Source organism: Porphyromonas pogonae (assembly GCF_036320655.1).
Taxonomy (GTDB): Bacteria; Bacteroidota; Bacteroidia; order Bacteroidales; family Porphyromonadaceae; genus Porphyromonas; species Porphyromonas pogonae.
Genome location: NZ_CP143258.1, coordinates 1,435,059 through 1,451,479, shown reverse-complemented (window position 1 = coordinate 1,451,479; position 16,421 = coordinate 1,435,059). Strand labels below are relative to the sequence as shown.

Annotated in this window: 9 protein-coding genes and 1 pseudogene; 5 read left to right on the top strand and 5 right to left on the bottom strand. The window is 40.6% G+C overall.

Annotated elements, in window-relative coordinates:
- The first annotated feature begins 308 nt into the window (after positions 1-308).
- The 3 genes from VYJ22_RS05560 to VYJ22_RS05550 all read left to right on the top strand — a co-directional run bounded on the left by VYJ22_RS05560 (position 309) and on the right by VYJ22_RS05550 (position 6,507).
- Positions 309-2,015, top strand: a complete 1,707-nt coding sequence (locus VYJ22_RS05560; RefSeq protein ID WP_329905531.1) for a C10 family peptidase — start codon at positions 309-311, stop codon at positions 2,013-2,015.
- A gap of 459 nt (positions 2,016-2,474) precedes the next feature.
- Positions 2,475-4,154 (top strand): C10 family peptidase, encoded by a 1,680-nt coding sequence (locus VYJ22_RS05555; RefSeq protein WP_329905530.1) that lies wholly within the window; start codon positions 2,475-2,477, stop codon positions 4,152-4,154.
- Positions 4,155-4,812: 658 nt separating this feature from the next.
- Positions 4,813-6,507 carry a C10 family peptidase gene (locus VYJ22_RS05550; protein WP_329905528.1) on the top strand — a complete coding sequence of 565 codons (1,695 nt, stop codon included), beginning with the start codon at positions 4,813-4,815 and terminating at the stop codon, positions 6,505-6,507.
- Between the two features lie 208 nt (positions 6,508-6,715).
- On the opposite strand, the gene VYJ22_RS05545 is transcribed toward VYJ22_RS05550, so the two are convergent.
- Positions 6,716-7,351 (bottom strand): IS982 family transposase, encoded by a 636-nt coding sequence (locus tag VYJ22_RS05545; protein WP_329905581.1) that lies wholly within the window; start codon positions 7,349-7,351, stop codon positions 6,716-6,718.
- A 162-nt stretch (positions 7,352-7,513) separates the two neighbouring features.
- Positions 7,514-7,623: pseudogene (locus VYJ22_RS05540) on the bottom strand (IS982 family transposase); the annotation flags it as partial.
- A gap of 97 nt (positions 7,624-7,720) precedes the next feature.
- Here VYJ22_RS05540 and VYJ22_RS05535 point away from each other — a divergent pair.
- Positions 7,721-7,933: a C10 family peptidase gene (locus tag VYJ22_RS05535; RefSeq protein WP_329905580.1), complete on the top strand. Its 213-nt coding sequence runs from the start codon at positions 7,721-7,723 to the stop codon at positions 7,931-7,933.
- Between the two features lie 237 nt (positions 7,934-8,170).
- Here the strand turns inward: VYJ22_RS05535 and VYJ22_RS05530 are convergent, their stop codons facing one another.
- Positions 8,171-10,867, bottom strand: a complete 2,697-nt coding sequence (locus tag VYJ22_RS05530; protein ID WP_329905526.1) for a DUF5686 family protein — start codon at positions 10,865-10,867, stop codon at positions 8,171-8,173.
- Between the two features lie 144 nt (positions 10,868-11,011).
- Between VYJ22_RS05530 and VYJ22_RS05525 the strand changes: the two genes are divergently transcribed.
- Positions 11,012-11,848: a DUF6263 family protein gene (locus VYJ22_RS05525; RefSeq protein WP_329905524.1), complete on the top strand. Its 837-nt coding sequence runs from the start codon at positions 11,012-11,014 to the stop codon at positions 11,846-11,848.
- 431 nt (positions 11,849-12,279) lie between these two features.
- Here the strand turns inward: VYJ22_RS05525 and scpA are convergent, their stop codons facing one another.
- Both scpA and mutA read right to left on the bottom strand, forming a co-directional pair.
- Positions 12,280-14,433 carry a methylmalonyl-CoA mutase gene (scpA, locus tag VYJ22_RS05520; protein WP_329905523.1) on the bottom strand — a complete coding sequence of 718 codons (2,154 nt, stop codon included), beginning with the start codon at positions 14,431-14,433 and terminating at the stop codon, positions 12,280-12,282.
- 12 nt (positions 14,434-14,445) lie between these two features.
- Positions 14,446-16,305 carry a methylmalonyl-CoA mutase small subunit gene (mutA, locus tag VYJ22_RS05515; RefSeq protein WP_329905522.1) on the bottom strand — a complete coding sequence of 620 codons (1,860 nt, stop codon included), beginning with the start codon at positions 16,303-16,305 and terminating at the stop codon, positions 14,446-14,448.
- Positions 16,306-16,421: the final 116 nt, after the last annotated feature.

Sequence of the window (16,421 nt, the reverse complement as noted above, 5' to 3'; positions counted from 1 at the left end):
ATAGAAAACCGAATAATAGAGCTGCCGAACTTTATTTACGCCATTCTCTCTATTCATTACTATAATAACCAGACCAACCTCTATAAATCAGAATAAATTACAAACGTAAAATATTCTAATCATGAGATTATAATCACGTCTTTTATTATAGAAGATTATATTGTGACAAATCTATTATTGTTTCACAAATAATCAGAGATAAGACTTTTTTGCTGTGTATTGATTTTTTTATTGAATAATGGTGCGAATTGGAAAAGCCCTTCTTCCAAATCAGCACCGAATTTGTATAATTTAAAATAGTATTTACCATGAGTAATTTTAATCGTTTTTGGCGGCTCCTACTTGCCGGATCCGCAGTTTTAATTTTATTTTCGTGTACAAAAGATGAGTTAGGTTCAAGACAAGAAAGTACAACAGAACCTACTGAATCTGGTTTTGTAACAGAGAAACAAGCTTTAGACATCGCTGCAACTTTTATGGAGAGCGAAAACTTAGCTCCGGGACTACGCACAACATCAGTTCAAGATTTGAAAGTCATTTACACAGACATTCAATCTTCAGACTTGAAAAGTGCAACATCTTCAAATCAAAATCCAAGCTACTATGTAATAGACGTAAATAAAAAAGGATTCGTTATTGTATCAGGATCTGATGCAACTTATCCTGTACTCGGCTATTCTACAGAATCTCGTTTTACCCCCCAAAATATTCCGGCTAACATGCAACAACTACTTGCAGGATATTCAAAAGAGGTTAAATATGCCTGGAAGTATATCAAAACTAATGAAAAAACTGTGGCTATGCGAAACGCAGCGTTGAGAGGTAAAAAAGATTCATTACAGGATACGGTTACGGTGGCTCCCCTTCTTGGCGATATCCACTGGGACCAAAGCCCGTACTACAATGATTATTGCCCTAAAGGTTGTCCGGTAGGATGTGTTGCAACAGCGGCAGCACAGATCATGCGCTACTGGGAGTATCCAGAATCAGGTACAGGTAAGCACAGTTATAACCATCCCACTTATGGAACACAATCTTTCGACTACAATTATAAACTGGATTGGAAGGCTATGCCCAAGCACAAACTCACAAAACCGGATTCTTTGGTCGCAAAATTCTGTTATGGCGTGGCTGTGGGTATAAACATGGGCTTTACAACCGAGGGTAGCGGGGCATACCAATTTGACGTACCCACTATGCTTCAAAAGCATTATAAATATCCTAAAACTGTAGCGAGCGTTAACCGTTGGGGACACTCTGATAAAGAATGGATAGCCCTCGTAAAAAGAGAGTTGGATGCCAAGCGCCCTGTGCAATATGCTGGGAGTGGAAGCGGAGGCGGTCACTCATTTGTTTGTGACGGCTACTCTAAAAATGATTACTTCCATATCAACTGGGGATGGGGAGGTATGTCTGACGGATACTTCAAGCTAAATGCTCTTGACCCTGATAATCTGGGCACAGGAGGTGGTGACGGAGGATTCAATAAACACCAAGAAATTGTAATCGGGTTCGCTCCAGGCCAGACTCCTCCCCCCGGGCCGGATCCCGACCCAGATCCTAATCCTACACCTGACCCCGATGCTCCTAAGTACTGTACATCTGCATCAATATATACACAATACCTCTATATCAAGGAAGTTACAATAGGCAATATGTCAAATGTGACGGGAGGTAGTGAAACTGGCTATGGTGATTACACTCAAAAAAAGATCATAGCAACAGCAGGTACTTCATTGGCTTGTAGATTTGTTCCAGGCGTTTACGATGGTGGACTTTACAACAACTACTGGGGGGCTTGGATTGACCTTGATAACAACGGTATTTTTGAATCATCCGAGATGATTCTTAACCAAAATACTTCAAATGTTATTAACGGTAATCTTAACTTACCTAAAGGATTAAAGCCCGGCTCATACAGAGTACGTGTTACAATGAAGTATGATGCACAACCGGCTCCTTGTGAAACATTTAATCACGGTGAAGTTGAAGACTACACTCTTGTTATTAAATAGCAAGAAACTTACTTGATCTGGCTACGACACATATGTATCATTTTTTATTTAACAGAAGGGCAAAATAAATGTGTTAATAACAGAGATAAGATGTAGAACCAAGCGAGGGGCTGTCTCATTTTGAGACAAGCCCCTTTTCCATGATTACGACAGTGTATCAGAATGAGAGATATAACATACATTCATTTTTTCAAACAACAAAGAAATATGTTAATTTAAATGACATAATCATAATTAATGACAAGGATGGTAGTAAATGCATTATATTACCAAAATATTGACTAATTTTAGTTTGAATTATGCTGTATTATCAACCTATATTATATGTATATATAGTATAATCTGAGGTAAAAAAACCTATTCCTGTGTATTGAATTTTTATTAATAAAAGGTGTTCTATGAAAATGCCCTTCTTTCATAATAACACCAAATTTGTATAATTTAAAAATAGTTTTTACCATGAGTAATTTTAATCGCTTTTGGCGGCTTCTACTTGCCGGATCCGCTACTTTACTTTTATTTTCGTGCTCCAAGGATGACTATGCCTCAAGACAAGAAAATCCTGCCGAACCTAACGAATCGGGCTTTGTAAACGAAAAACAAGCCTTGGACATTGCCGCAACTTTTATGGGTAGTGAAAACCTCACCCCCGGGATGCGTACTTCGTCCCCCCCTGAGCTCAAAGTTATTTACACCGATGCCCAGGAATCAAATTTGAGAAATTCAGAAACACAAAAACCAACTTACTACATTATTGACGTAAATAAAGCCGGTTTTGTTATCGTTTCAGCTTCCGATGCGACCTATCCCGTATTTGGTTACTCTACGGAATCAACCTTTAACCCCAAAGATATCCCTGCTAACATGCAGGACTTGCTTGCCTATTATTCAAAGGAGGTTAAATATGCATGGAAGCATATTAAAGCTGATGATAAAACTGTGTCAATGCGAAACGCAAGCTTAAAGGGCAGATATACTGATCCTCAAGACACCATTACAGTAGCCCCCCTTCTCGGTGATATCCATTGGGCTCAAGAGCCATATTACAATGACTATTGTCCTGATGAGTGCCCGGTGGGCTGTGTAGCTACAGCTACAGCACAAATCATGCGCTACTGGGAATACCCCGAATCGGGAAGGGATGTGCACAGCTACAAGCATGCCGTCTATGGAGTGCAATCCTTCGATTATAATTATAAGCTTGATTGGAAAGCCATGCCAAAAGCCAGACTTACCGCACCGGATTCTTTAGTAGCAAAGTTCTGTTATGGCGTAGCAATAGGATTAAATATGAACTTTAGCCCTAATGGTAGTGGCACATCTCATACAATAGTCCCTAATATGCTCCAAAAACATTATAAATATCCCAGCACTGTAGCATGTGTCTACCGTTGGGGGTACTCCGATGAAGAGTGGATAGGCATAGTAAAAAAAGAGCTAAATGCCAGACGTCCGGTGCAATATGCAGGTTATGATAATGCAGGAGGACACTCATTTGTTTGTGATGGTTATTCTAAAAATGATTACTTCCATATAAACTGGGGATGGGGAGGAAGATCAGATGGATATTTCAGGTTAAACACTGCCCCAAAGAGTGTTGATGGGTATAACTTACACCAAGAAATTATAATCGGGTTTGCTCCAGGTCAGACTCCTCCTCCTGGACCAGATCCCGACCCAAATCCTAACCCTACACCTGACCCCGATGAACCTCAGTATTGCACATCTGCGTCAAGAGAGACTCAATATCTTTATATAAAAGAAGTTACAATAGGAAGCATGTCCAATATAACTGAAGGTAGCAAAACTGGTTATGGTGATTATACTCAAAAAAAGATCATAGCAACAGCCGGCACTTCATTGGCTTGTCGCTTTGCTCCGGGGTATCGTGACGGCATACTTTATAATAGCTTTTGGACTGTTTGGATTGACCTTGATAACAACGGTATTTTTGAATTATCTGAGATGCTCCTTAACCAAAACACATCAGACATTATTAACGGCAATCTTAAATTACCTAAAAAATTAAAGCCCGGCTCATACAGAGTACGTGTTACAATGAAGTATGATGCACAACCGGATCCTTGTGAAACATTTGATCACGGTGAAGTTGAAGACTATACTCTTGTTATCAAATAGCAATAAGCTTATTTGATCTGTCTACGACATACATGTATAATTTTTATTTAACAGAAGGGCAAAAGTAGTGTATAATTAAATGAAATAAGATCTGAAACCCGGCGAGGGGCTGCCTAAAAGGAGGCAAGCCCCTCGTTTTATGTTTGATTTCAGTATTATTAGAATAGTCCCGTAAATTAATTCAGTTTACAAGAGACCGTTGCATAGCAGGCAAATTGCTTCGTTGCTTGCGAGATTCGCGCTTGGTCATTTACCTGAAGTAAACTCCCTGTGCACTCACTCTTAGCGCCTTGCACTTTACCTTCTCTGCCCGGTCAAAGTGTCTTTTGTCGGCTTTGCCTCCAAAATCCACAAGGCAGTTGACTTTTGCAACAGTCTCTACAAAGATCCGTCTACTTATTAGTAAATATAAAATTATAGATTTTTATATGAGCTATATTATTACATTAAAAGCCTTGTAAATTCAGATATATTCACTACTTTTACAATTGGATTATGTTATATTATCAATCTGTATTACATATATGTATAACATACTCTGAGGTAAAAAATCTTTTTTTGCTGTGTATTGAATTTTATTAATATAAAGGTGTACTATGGGAAAAGCCCTTCTGCCATATCAACACCGAATTTGTATAATTTAAAAATAGTTTTTACCATGAGTAATTTTAATCGCTTTTGGCGGCTCCTACTTGCCGGATCCGCAGTTTTACTCTTATTTTCGTGCTCCAAAGACGACTATGCCTCAAGACAAGGAGGTCCTGCTGAACCTTCCGAGTCTGGCTTCGTAAATGAAAAACAAGCCTTGGACATTGCCGCAACCTTTATGGGTAGTGAAAACCTGGCTCCCGAGATGCGTACTTCGTCGGCGTCCGAGCTCAAAGTTATTTACACCGATGCTCAGGGATCAAATTTAAAAAGCTCTGATTCCCAAGCACAAAAACCAACTTACTACGTAATTGAGGTTAATAAAACCGGTTTTGTTATCGTTTCAGCTTCTGATGCAACTTATCCGGTACTTGGTTACTCCACAGAATCTACCTTTGATCCGAAAGATATCCCCGCAAATATGCAGGATATGCTTAGTGATTATTCACAGGAGGTTAAGTATGCATGGAAGCATATCAAAGCCAATGAAAAGACTGTAGCTATGAGAAATGCAGCTTTGAGAGGAAGATATAACAACCCTCAAGACACCATCACGGTAGCTCCTCTTCTCGGTAATATCCACTGGTCTCAAAGGCCATATTACAATGCTTATTGCCCAGAAGGTTGCCCGGTAGGTTGTGTTGCAACTGCTACAGCACAAATCATGCGCTACTGGGAGTATCCTGAATCAGGTAAAGGTAAGCATAGTTATAATCATCCCTCTTATGGAATCCAATCTTTCGACTACAATTATAAACTTGATTGGAAAGCCATGCCCAAACCCAGACTCACTGAACCTGACTCTTTGGTGGCAAAGTTCTGTTACGGTGTAGCTGTAGGGGTAAATATGCGCTTTGGTCCAAAAGGCAGTGGTGCTATGCAAACAGATGTACCTAACATGATTCAGAAGTTTTATAAATATCCAAGTACTGTAACAAACGCTTTTCGTTGGGCTTATTCAGATAAAGATTGGGAAGCTCTCGTACGCGCAGAATTGGATGCCAGACGCCCTGTGCAATATGCAGGTTATGGAGGCGGAGGCGGCCACTCATTTGTTTGTGACGGCTACTCTAAAAATAACTACTTCCACATCAACTGGGGATGGGGTGGCATGTCTGATGGATACTTCAAGCTAAACGCTCTTGATCCCGATAATTTGGGTACAGGCGGTGGTACGGGTGGATTCAACAGAAACCAAGTTATTGTAATTGGTTTTGCTCCAGCTCAGACTCCTCCTCCAGGACCAGATCCTGATCCTACTCCAGATCCCGATGCTCCACAATATTGTTCATCAGCGTCAATATATACACAATATCTCTATATCAAAGAAGTTACAATCGGTAATATGTCAAATGTGACCGGAGGTAGTGATATAGGTTATGGTGATTACACTCAAAAACACATCATAGCAACAGCAGGTACTTCATTGCCTTGCAGATTTGTTCCGGGTGTTTATGATGGTGGACTTTACAACAACTACTGGGGGGCTTGGATTGACCTTGATAACAACGGTATTTTTGAATCAACAGAAATGATCCTTAATAAAAAAGCAACAACAACTATAACAGGCAATCTTAATTTACCTAAAACTCTAAAGTCGGGTTCATACAGAATGCGCGTTACAATGAAATATGGTGCTAAGCCCTCTCCTTGTGAAACATTTAATCACGGTGAGGTTGAGGATTATACTCTTGTAATCAAATAGTAAAAGACTTATCATCTATTTGTCTAAGAAACACATATATCATTTTTATTATAAGTGAAGGGCAAACAATGTGTGATTTCGCATGACAAAAGTATAAGATCAAATGAGGAAGTATCATAAACTTCATTTTATTGATACTCCCTCAAATTATCTTTACATACAATTTGTATTCTTTTATTGATTAATATCTTTTTAACGTGAGTTCGGTCTAAGCGTGGGATACTAAGTGGGTTGATGGATTGTGTATGATTTCGAGATTTAATTCCGACTTTTTGGGTAGCAGATTGTAGGCAATTATGCCGGCAATCAAATTAATGGAGAAATTATTGACGCTTCTGTGTCGTGTATGCTCTATTTGACAAACGTTTTTGAGTAGATCATTAACGGTTTCCACAAGTGCTCTTTTTCTGAGTAATATCCTATCATACAGGCTTATCAGAGTGTTTTTCATGTTTTTCTTTATCTTCGTAATCATGTGTATGTCGTCAATGAAGAGCTTATCGAAAAGACTTTGTGAGATGTATCCTCTGTCGCCAACAAGTTTGCCGAATAGTTTCTTCGTGAAGGTTCCGCCTTTAAGTGGAGCACGTTCATCCGTATTCCCCGGTGTGATTTGATATTGAGTGATTTCACCCCGGTCGTTAATCACAATATGCAGGTTGAAACCATAGAACCATCCCATACTGCATTTGCCCTTTTGGGCCCACCCTTTCATGGTCTTATGCCCGTGTGCCCGCTTGATATGGCAGGTGCGTAAAGGTATGGAATCAATGAATGAGATGCCGGTGCATTCGCCCAGACAACACATATTGAGACTGTTGCAAAAGTCAACAGTCTCATGGATTTTGGAGGCAAAGCCGACAAAAGACACTTTGACCGGGCAGAGAAGGTAAAGTGCAAGGCGCTAAGAGTGAGTGCACAGGGAGTTTACTTCAGGTAAATGACTAAGCGCGAATCTCGCAAGCAACGAAGCAATTTGCCTGCTATGCAACGGTCTCATATTGAGAAATGAAATTAGTTTGAAGCCACCTTGCTTTGTAATTCTACAAAACGATTGTAAGAGACTAACGAAGGAAAATCCGAATAACATTGTTGCGTAATATATTGAAGATAAAAGAAATTACACTGATTTACAACACCTTGTAAACTCTATTATTCCTATCATCCCTTATATCGAACTCACGTTAAATATACTGCTGAAAATTGGGAGAAAATTGTAAAATCAGAACTCGATGCCGGTCGACCCGTTCAATATGCCGGAATGGGTAGAGAAGGAGGTCACTCATTCGTATGCTATGGATACAAAACTGACGGTTACTTTCATTTCAATTGGGGATGGGGAGGAAAATTATACGGTTACTTCAAGCTCACAGCACTCAACCCTATTGACAAGGATTCCCAATGGAGGCCGTCAAGGATTCAATAGCATGCAAAATATCTTGGTTGGGTTTGCTCCTCCTACAGCCCCAACACCCGTTGCACCATCTGTAAGATAATAAAGGAGCTTGATTTCAGATCCCCTTTATTAAGCTTTACTCGAGGCATTGCCATATAATAAGATAATGCCAAATGAGCCCCAAACCTATCACAAACCTACAAGTCCTAAGTAAACTTATAATATTTATTCAGGACTTGTCTTTGGGGGTGATTTCATGAGGGAACTTTATATTCTCGATGATATCCTGAAAGCTACCCCCCAGTCATTAAAGGCAGCCGATGTACCCACAAAAACGCCCAAGCGAAGCAGTGTGCCCAAGCCTTCGGAATAACCCGTTTCTACATATGTCTTATCATTACTCCCCCAATAAACTTTCAGGTGAATCTGCTCATCGGTAACTCTAAAAAATCGGTAAGGGAGCCTATTTAGTAATATTCGGTTGGCTTTATAAGTAAGTCGAGCTATAACATATTTATTGCTATTTACATAAGAGTAAGGTGGCAGAGTATGGAACAAACGATTGATATCCCTCTCATTCGGAAACAATATAGAGTTATTTGTTTTCAAAAAAGTCATTTGATCTACAGTTATATCTCTTTTATGCAGATAGGTTCCCATATTGATGTTGTAGTATAACCACTGATCCGAATAATATCCAAGTCTAAGGTCTTGATTCACACTCAAACTCAATTGAGAGTAATCATTTATGGCTTCTTTATTATTCTTTATAGGAAAAGATATACGATACATCAACTGAAATATAGGGCTATGTATGCCTCTTTCTATAATTTCTTTCCTTCCGTCTTTATCATAATGATAATAAGGAGTAGGATTATAAATCAGAGCTCCTGTAAATCCTAAAGAATGATTGAAAGGAACATTGGGCAATGGTCTGTCCTTCCCCTTGGCATGCCCAAAAGAATAATCATCCCCTTTGGGCTCTTTGCTCTTGCCCCAAATCTTACGATTGTCCAAGGGGCCGTTATCTGAGTAACTAACTTCAGTATAAAGGTTGAGCTTATTAGTCAGATCAATAGAGTTCGTTATAGAGGCAAAGTGACTATCATAAAGCCTAAAAACGCCTATACCATCAAACAATGTATAGATTGTATTGAGCCATATATAACCTCGTTTATGATAGCCTGAAAGATTATTGGTCTTATGCCCAAAAGCGATTCCCAGATACCCTCGACGGCTGGGAGCATATAGTAACTCTGAGTTGATCTCCCATTGAAAACGTTTCCTGCCCATTGCGTAGAAGACAGCGGGCTTAATGATAAGTTTGGATTTCTTATCGATTTTTTCTTCAAAGAAAAACCGCTGCCCTACCACCCATCCATCCACAGCATTAAGGTCATACAGTAAACCCTGAATAGCTCCATCGAATCCCAGCGTAAGGGTATTGTTGTGATGTTCATAGTCATGCCCCATCAGGAAAGCTTCGAAAGGTGGAGCATCCCCTAATCTTTTCCCGGACGGCCTAACGATATAAGAAATGCGTCTTGCACCTTTGCCCTCTATAGTGTCATTTTTAATAAAGCAATCGGAGCGTGCAGAATCTAAAAAGTTAGTACTGAGCTGTGACCAGTAATCCTCACTCTTGTAGTTTGCAAGACTATCCCTCGTTTTCGTAACGAATGGCTTTCTATAAGGTCTCAGATAAGGATCATCATGGGTAATATGTAATGTATCGAGTCTTGATTCGAGATAATGACATACCTCCAACATCTGTTCGTTATTGGTAATTTTATAAGCATCAAGTACTCTGTTTCCCTCAATCCATCTATCGGATAAGTCAATACTGTGATACGCGATAGATGCATAGTATTCGTAAGCCCCTTTTGTAGCCAAAGCATTTACTCCTAATTTGGCATAATAAGCCGTAGGCATACATATGCCGGGCGATATCTCTGAGAGATAAACCTCAATCGATTGTAGTAAAATATCACTTTTGTTGTAAAGGACTTCTATTGAGCGCAACGTCCACTCACCATCAGTAACGTTTATGGTGCCTTCTGAGAAAATACCGGAGCCTCCACGAGATTTGAATAGAATTCGATGAATGAGCTTACTACCTACCGTATAACTTCCACCATACGCATACTTATAGTAAGAGAATGCTCCGGGACGTATGGGGCTCAACGTAGAGCCCATCTCTTCATACCCCAAATACTCCCCATAAACATTACGGCTCAATATCTTATCTATCCCCTTACTCAAGTCACTCAGCACTTTGGGTGCATTTGTTCTAAAAGCCTTTACGTGCAGGTCATACTTATTCGGATCATTATATGCAACCTCTATATCTCTCTCTGCACTCAAGCATTTTTTCACCATATCCTTAACTTTGACGCCCCCGCGCGCTATAGGCACATTGCGTAGGAGATGAGGTATTCTTGTAATATTAATAATTCCCTTGATAAAAATATCGGCCTTATATGAGTCAAACATACGCTCGTATAGCGGCACCCGTGCCATAATCTGGCGCATGATACAGTATGCCTTATCATTTTCATCCTTCCTATTTTTCCAGTCTATAGAATCAATGGAGAGAAGTAACTTTGTTAGTTTATATGTAACGTACTCATCTCCCGACTCCGTATCGACATTCATGTTGATGATCTCAGTTTTATAGCCTGAGGCATTTACTTCCATGTCGTATGCACCCAAAGGAAGAGATACCACAAATCGTCCTTCACGATCAGCGATCATACCTTTTTTGAGCACCTTGAGATAAACAGACGAATAAGCTATAGGCTCACCTGTCTCAGCATCCACAATAGTGCCCACAATTCTCTTTGCAGCAAGCACTGTGTGTGCTGCAAAGAATAATAATAATATAAATAGTAATGGAATCTTGAAACTCCTGGCTTTTCTATACTGTAAAAACATCACCCAAAGTCGTTCTATATTTCGTTTCATTCATATAACAAAATAGTGTTTGCGAATGTATCATAAATGTACTTTTATTTTGAATAACTTTATATCAGAGATAATATTATTTTATATTTCAACTTCAAAATAATTAATTACATTTGTCGTTATTCATTAAATTAATTAAGTAGCATGCGACCATTGAAAAAAACTATTACAGCAACCTTATTTCTACTCTGCTTCACAACCTTGATGAATGCGCAGAAAAAGTATGAAATCAAGATCAATCCGGTGCTTGGCAAAGTGTATACCACATCTTCCAATATCGACATGGACTATACCATTAAGACCAATGGTAATGAAATGAAGATTACCTCTAAGCAAAACTTTGAGATTGAAAATACTTATGCTAAGTCGGGTAGCAATTTTGCACTACAGTCAGTCTTCCAAAAACTTGAAACCAGTGTATTGATGCCAGGTATGGAAAAAAAGATTTCCTCAGAAGATCCGGAGAATGCCGACAACAAAATATTCAAAATGATGAAAGGCAAAGCAATCAAAATGGTGTATACCCCTGACTTGAATATGGTAGGAGAACCTGACCTATCTGAGCTAGAAAAGCTAACGGGAACCATACCGGCTGATCAGATGGCAATGCTGAAAACCATGGCTAAAGGAATGCAAAGCCTGAAAGGATACTACCCGTCCAAACCGGTAGCAGAAGGAGAATCATGGCCCTTGAAGCTTAATATGGATTTGGGCACAGGGATAAATATGGAAATGAACGGTAACGGAAAACTTATCAAAGTAAACCCTGATAGCTATGAGGTACAATACGATATCAATATGAACTCCTCTGCACAAGGAATTGTCATGGAAGGAAAAGGCGTACAAACAATTTCATTCGATCGCAAAACAGGACTTCCTTCTTACTACAAATTTAGCATGCCTTTACAGGGCAAAGGCAACATACAAGGTAATGCAATAGAAATGACAATGAACCTAATACAGTCCGGTTCAACCAAATAATGTTGGCGACCTAAATAAGCATTATAAAACCATTGCCTCTTACATCCCTTACATAAAAGGATGTAGGAGGCTATTTTTTTGTATAAAATCACGAAATAAAGAATATCAAAAAGACACATCAATCCACAAAAACAAATCATAAAGACACAAAAACAACAAAAAACGACCCAGCCCAGCCCGGGTTAACAAACAATATACAAAATGGACTTCAAAAAGGTAGTATCCCCATAAAGCGTCTAAGGCTCATTATTCTTTTTTCCTTTAAAAATCTAAGATAGCATCCTTGAACCTTACACTCTTTTTCGGGAAAGTACCAACACCATCTACGAAAGCTTTGTAATAAAGTGTTGTACAAAATATCAATGCCGGCAGTCCTCAGGGAGCTACCGGCATTGTATCTATAGATTTAGAAGATATGATCTGTGATGCGATCAGGCATTTTCACCCAGAAGGATTTCGAGTACCTTGGCGGCAGAGTATGCTACTGGAGTACCGGGGCCGAAGATTGCGGCTACACCTGCGTTATACAAGAATTCATAGTCTTGGGCAGGTATTACGCCTCCGGCAGTAACAATAATATCAGGACGTCCCAGTTTTTTCAACTCAGCGATCACCTGAGGAATCAACGTCTTGTGGCCTGCAGCAAGTGAAGAAACCCCCATGACATGCACGTCATTTTCTACGGCTTGGCGTGCTGCTTCTTCCGGAGTTTGGAACAAAGGTCCCATATCTACGTCGAATCCGCAGTCGGCATATCCGGTAGCCACAACTTTGGCTCCTCGGTCGTGCCCGTCTTGTCCCATCTTGGCAATCATGATACGAGGCTGACGCCCTTCTTGCTTAGCGAACTTGGCGGCCAATGCTTTGGCACGCTCAAAGTCTTTATCTTGTCCTGATTCTGATGAATACACGCCTGATATTGTTCTGATAATTGCTTTATAACGTCCTACAACTTTTTCACATGCATCAGAGATTTCACCGAGAGAAGCTCTCAAGGCAGCTGCTTTCACTGCAAGATCAAGAAGGTTGCCCTCCTTGGTCTCCACACACTTGGTGATAGCTTCGAGTGCTTCTTTGACAGCTTTTTCATCACGATTTTTGCGCAACTCTTCTAGACGTGCTATCTGCTGTTTACGCACTTGTGTGTTATCAATCTCAAGGATATCAATAGGATCTTCTTTTTCCAAACGATATTTATTGATCCCCACAATCACCTGCTGACGTGAGTCGATACGTGCCTGTGTACGTGCTGCAGCTTCTTCGATACGCATTTTTGGAAGACCTGTTTCGATAGCCTTGGCCATACCTCCCATTTCCTGCACTTCCTTGATGAGATCCCAAGCTTTGTGCATGAGTTCGTTGGTAAGGCTCTCTACATAGTACGAACCTGCCCATGGGTCGATCTCTTTACAGATGAGAGTTTCTTCCTGAATGTAAATCTGAGTATTACGAGCGATACGAGCTGAGAAGTCTGTAGGCAATGCAATGGCTTCGTCAAGGGCATTGGTGTGCAATGACTGGGTATGTCCCAACGCAGCTGCCATAGCCTCAATACAAGTACGGCCTACGTTGTTGAATGGGTCCTGCTCGGTAAGTGACCACCCTGAAGTCTGGCTGTGTGTACGCAGTGCCAGTGATTTGGGGTTTTCGGGATTAAACTGCTTTACGATCTTGGCCCACAGCATACGTGCAGCACGCATCTTGGCAATCTCCATAAAGTGATTCATACCTATAGCCCAGAAGAAAGAAAGACGTGGGGCAAACTTATCCACAGGTATACCGGCCGCTATACCGGCTTTGAGGTACTCCAAACCATCTGCCAAGGTATAAGCCATCTCGATATCGGCAGTAGCACCCGCTTCTTGCATGTGGTATCCGGAGATAGAGATAGAGTTGAACTTAGGCATGTTTTGAGATGTATACTCAAAAATATCAGCGATAATACGCATCGAGAATTCGGGCGGATAGATATAGGTATTACGCACCATGAATTCTTTGAGAATGTCATTCTGGATAGTACCTGCCATCTCCTCCAACTTGGCGCCTTGTTCCAAACCGGCATTGATGTAGAAAGCCATGATGGGGAGTACTGCGCCGTTCATGGTCATGGATACAGACATCTTGTTCAATGGTATACCATCGAAAAGGATTTTCATATCCTCCAATGAACAGATAGATACCCCTGCTTTACCTACGTCTCCTACTACACGCTGGTGATCTGCATCATATCCACGGTGAGTAGCCAAGTCGAAGGCTACAGACAAACCTTTCTGTCCTGAAGCAAGGTTACGACGGTAGAAGGCGTTGGATTCCTCGGCTGTAGAGAAACCCGCATACTGACGGATAGTCCATGGACGCATAGCGTACATACCGCTATAAGGGCCACGAAGGAAGGGAGGTATACCGGAAGCATAATCCAAGTGCTCCATACCTTCCAAGTCGTCAGCTGTATATACCGGTTTTACCAAAATCTGCTCGGCTGTGCGCCAGTCAGCAGTAATATTCTGCTCTTTAATCCATCCGGCTACATTGGTATGTGTAAAACCGGTGGTACTGATATTAATATCTTTATATTGAGGTCTCATTTCAAGTCTTTCTTATTCGTTAATGCCTAATTTCTTGTTAAATCCACGAAGAGTCTCGAGTACATTAGACTTGACATGTATAAAGTTTTCAATGCCTTTGGCCTTCAAGTCTTCCATACATGCCGGCGCACCCGCCACTACAAACTGGGCACGACCATCGAGATACTCGTAAGCTGCCGGTGCAAACTCGGCATACTCATCATCGCTCGAACATATAACAATAATATCTGCCTCGGCGGCAAGAGCAGCATCAACACCTTGTTGTACGGTATCAAAGCCAAGATTGTCCTGAATCTTATAGCCTGCGCAAGCAAAGAAGTTGGAAGAGAACTGTGAGCGAGCCAAACGCATAGCGAGATTTCCTATCGTAAGCATAAACACAAGAGGTTGCTTTTCATTCTTCTCTGTTGCAAGTCGGAGGTCCTCAAACTCTGAAGCTCCGCGACGCATATCCAACTTTTCGATAGACGGGTTGCAATGTGTACACTCGTGAGCATCTTCTTCATGCTTGATCTTATTTAAGGCTTTCTCTGTGAAATTTGGGAATTGGTTGGTACCCAATAGAGTTTCCTTACGTCCGGCAATATCTTTATGACGTTTTTCATTTGAAGCGTTTATAGCCTTCTGAATAGAACCGGCTTCTGCTACAGCACTAAATCCCCCAGCCTCTTCCACCTGCATGAATACCGCCCATGCTTGACATGCGATAGCGTTTGTAAGATGTTCAATATAATATGAACCGGATGCAGGGTCAATAACTTTATCGAAATGGCTCTCTTCCTTGAGAAGCAATTGCTGGTTCCGTGCTATTCTCTCAGAGAACTGATCAGGTTGCTGATAAGTCACATCAAAAGGAAGTACGGTGATAGAATCTACACCACCCAGAGCAGCAGACATAGCTTCAGTTTGAGTACGGAGTAAATTTACGTGTGCATCAAATATGGTCTTGTTCCAAGTAGATGTAATCGCATGTTGACATATTTTGGCAGCAGCACCTTTATATTGTTCGCCATACGCTCCGATAATTTCAGCCCACAACCAACGTGCGGCACGGAACTTGGCCATCTCCATGAAATAATTGGATCCAATACCAAAGTTGAATTTGATGCGATCGGCAACTTCTTCCACTGAATAACCAGCTTCTGTAAGTCTGTCCATCAAATCAGCACCCCAAGCCAAAGCATAACCCAATTCTTGAGTGATATATGCACCGGCATTATTGAGGTTTACAGCATTGACATTGATCACTCTATATCCGGGAAGAGTTTTAGCAGCATCAATTACTTTCTTGGCTGCTTCTACCCATTGCGGGTTTGAGACGCCTTTGACAAGTTGTTTTTTGAACGGGTCAAAATTGATAGAACCCTTGCACTGATCGAGTGAAGCACCACTTTCCTGAAGATAATCGGCAAGAACAGCGGTAAGTTTGTCGGCAACAGATATACAGCAGCTGAAGTTGAGCTCTACAGCTTCCGGTACGATCTCATGGAGCAATTGAGCGAGGGACTCCTTATTGATCTGTGATTTCTTGAGCTTGAAACCTAATGAGGTAATTCCTTTGTTGAGTAAGTCAAGTGCTTTTTTGTTAGCCTCGTCCAAAGAATCCACCTGAATATCCTGACGAATAAGCCACTCGTTGTCCATACGTGTTGAGCGAACATAAGGAAACTCATTGGGCAATACTTGAGGAGTTGGTAGCTCTTGAATGTCTTCTCTACGGTAAAAAGGATTAACATTAAAACCTTCGTTAGTACGCCATACTAACTTTTTTTCAAAGGGAACACCCTTCAAATCCGCATTGATTTTGTCTATCCACTCCTGCGTTGAGGTAGGAGCAAAGTCAACCATCAAGCGTTCTTTTTGGTTTGCCATAATGAATGAATTTAGTGAAATTAGAATTCTTAGTCTTTCAATTAAAGACAAATTTACATAAAAAGAAAAAATCAATCTATGTATAAGTGATATATAATTTATCTATAAATATAATT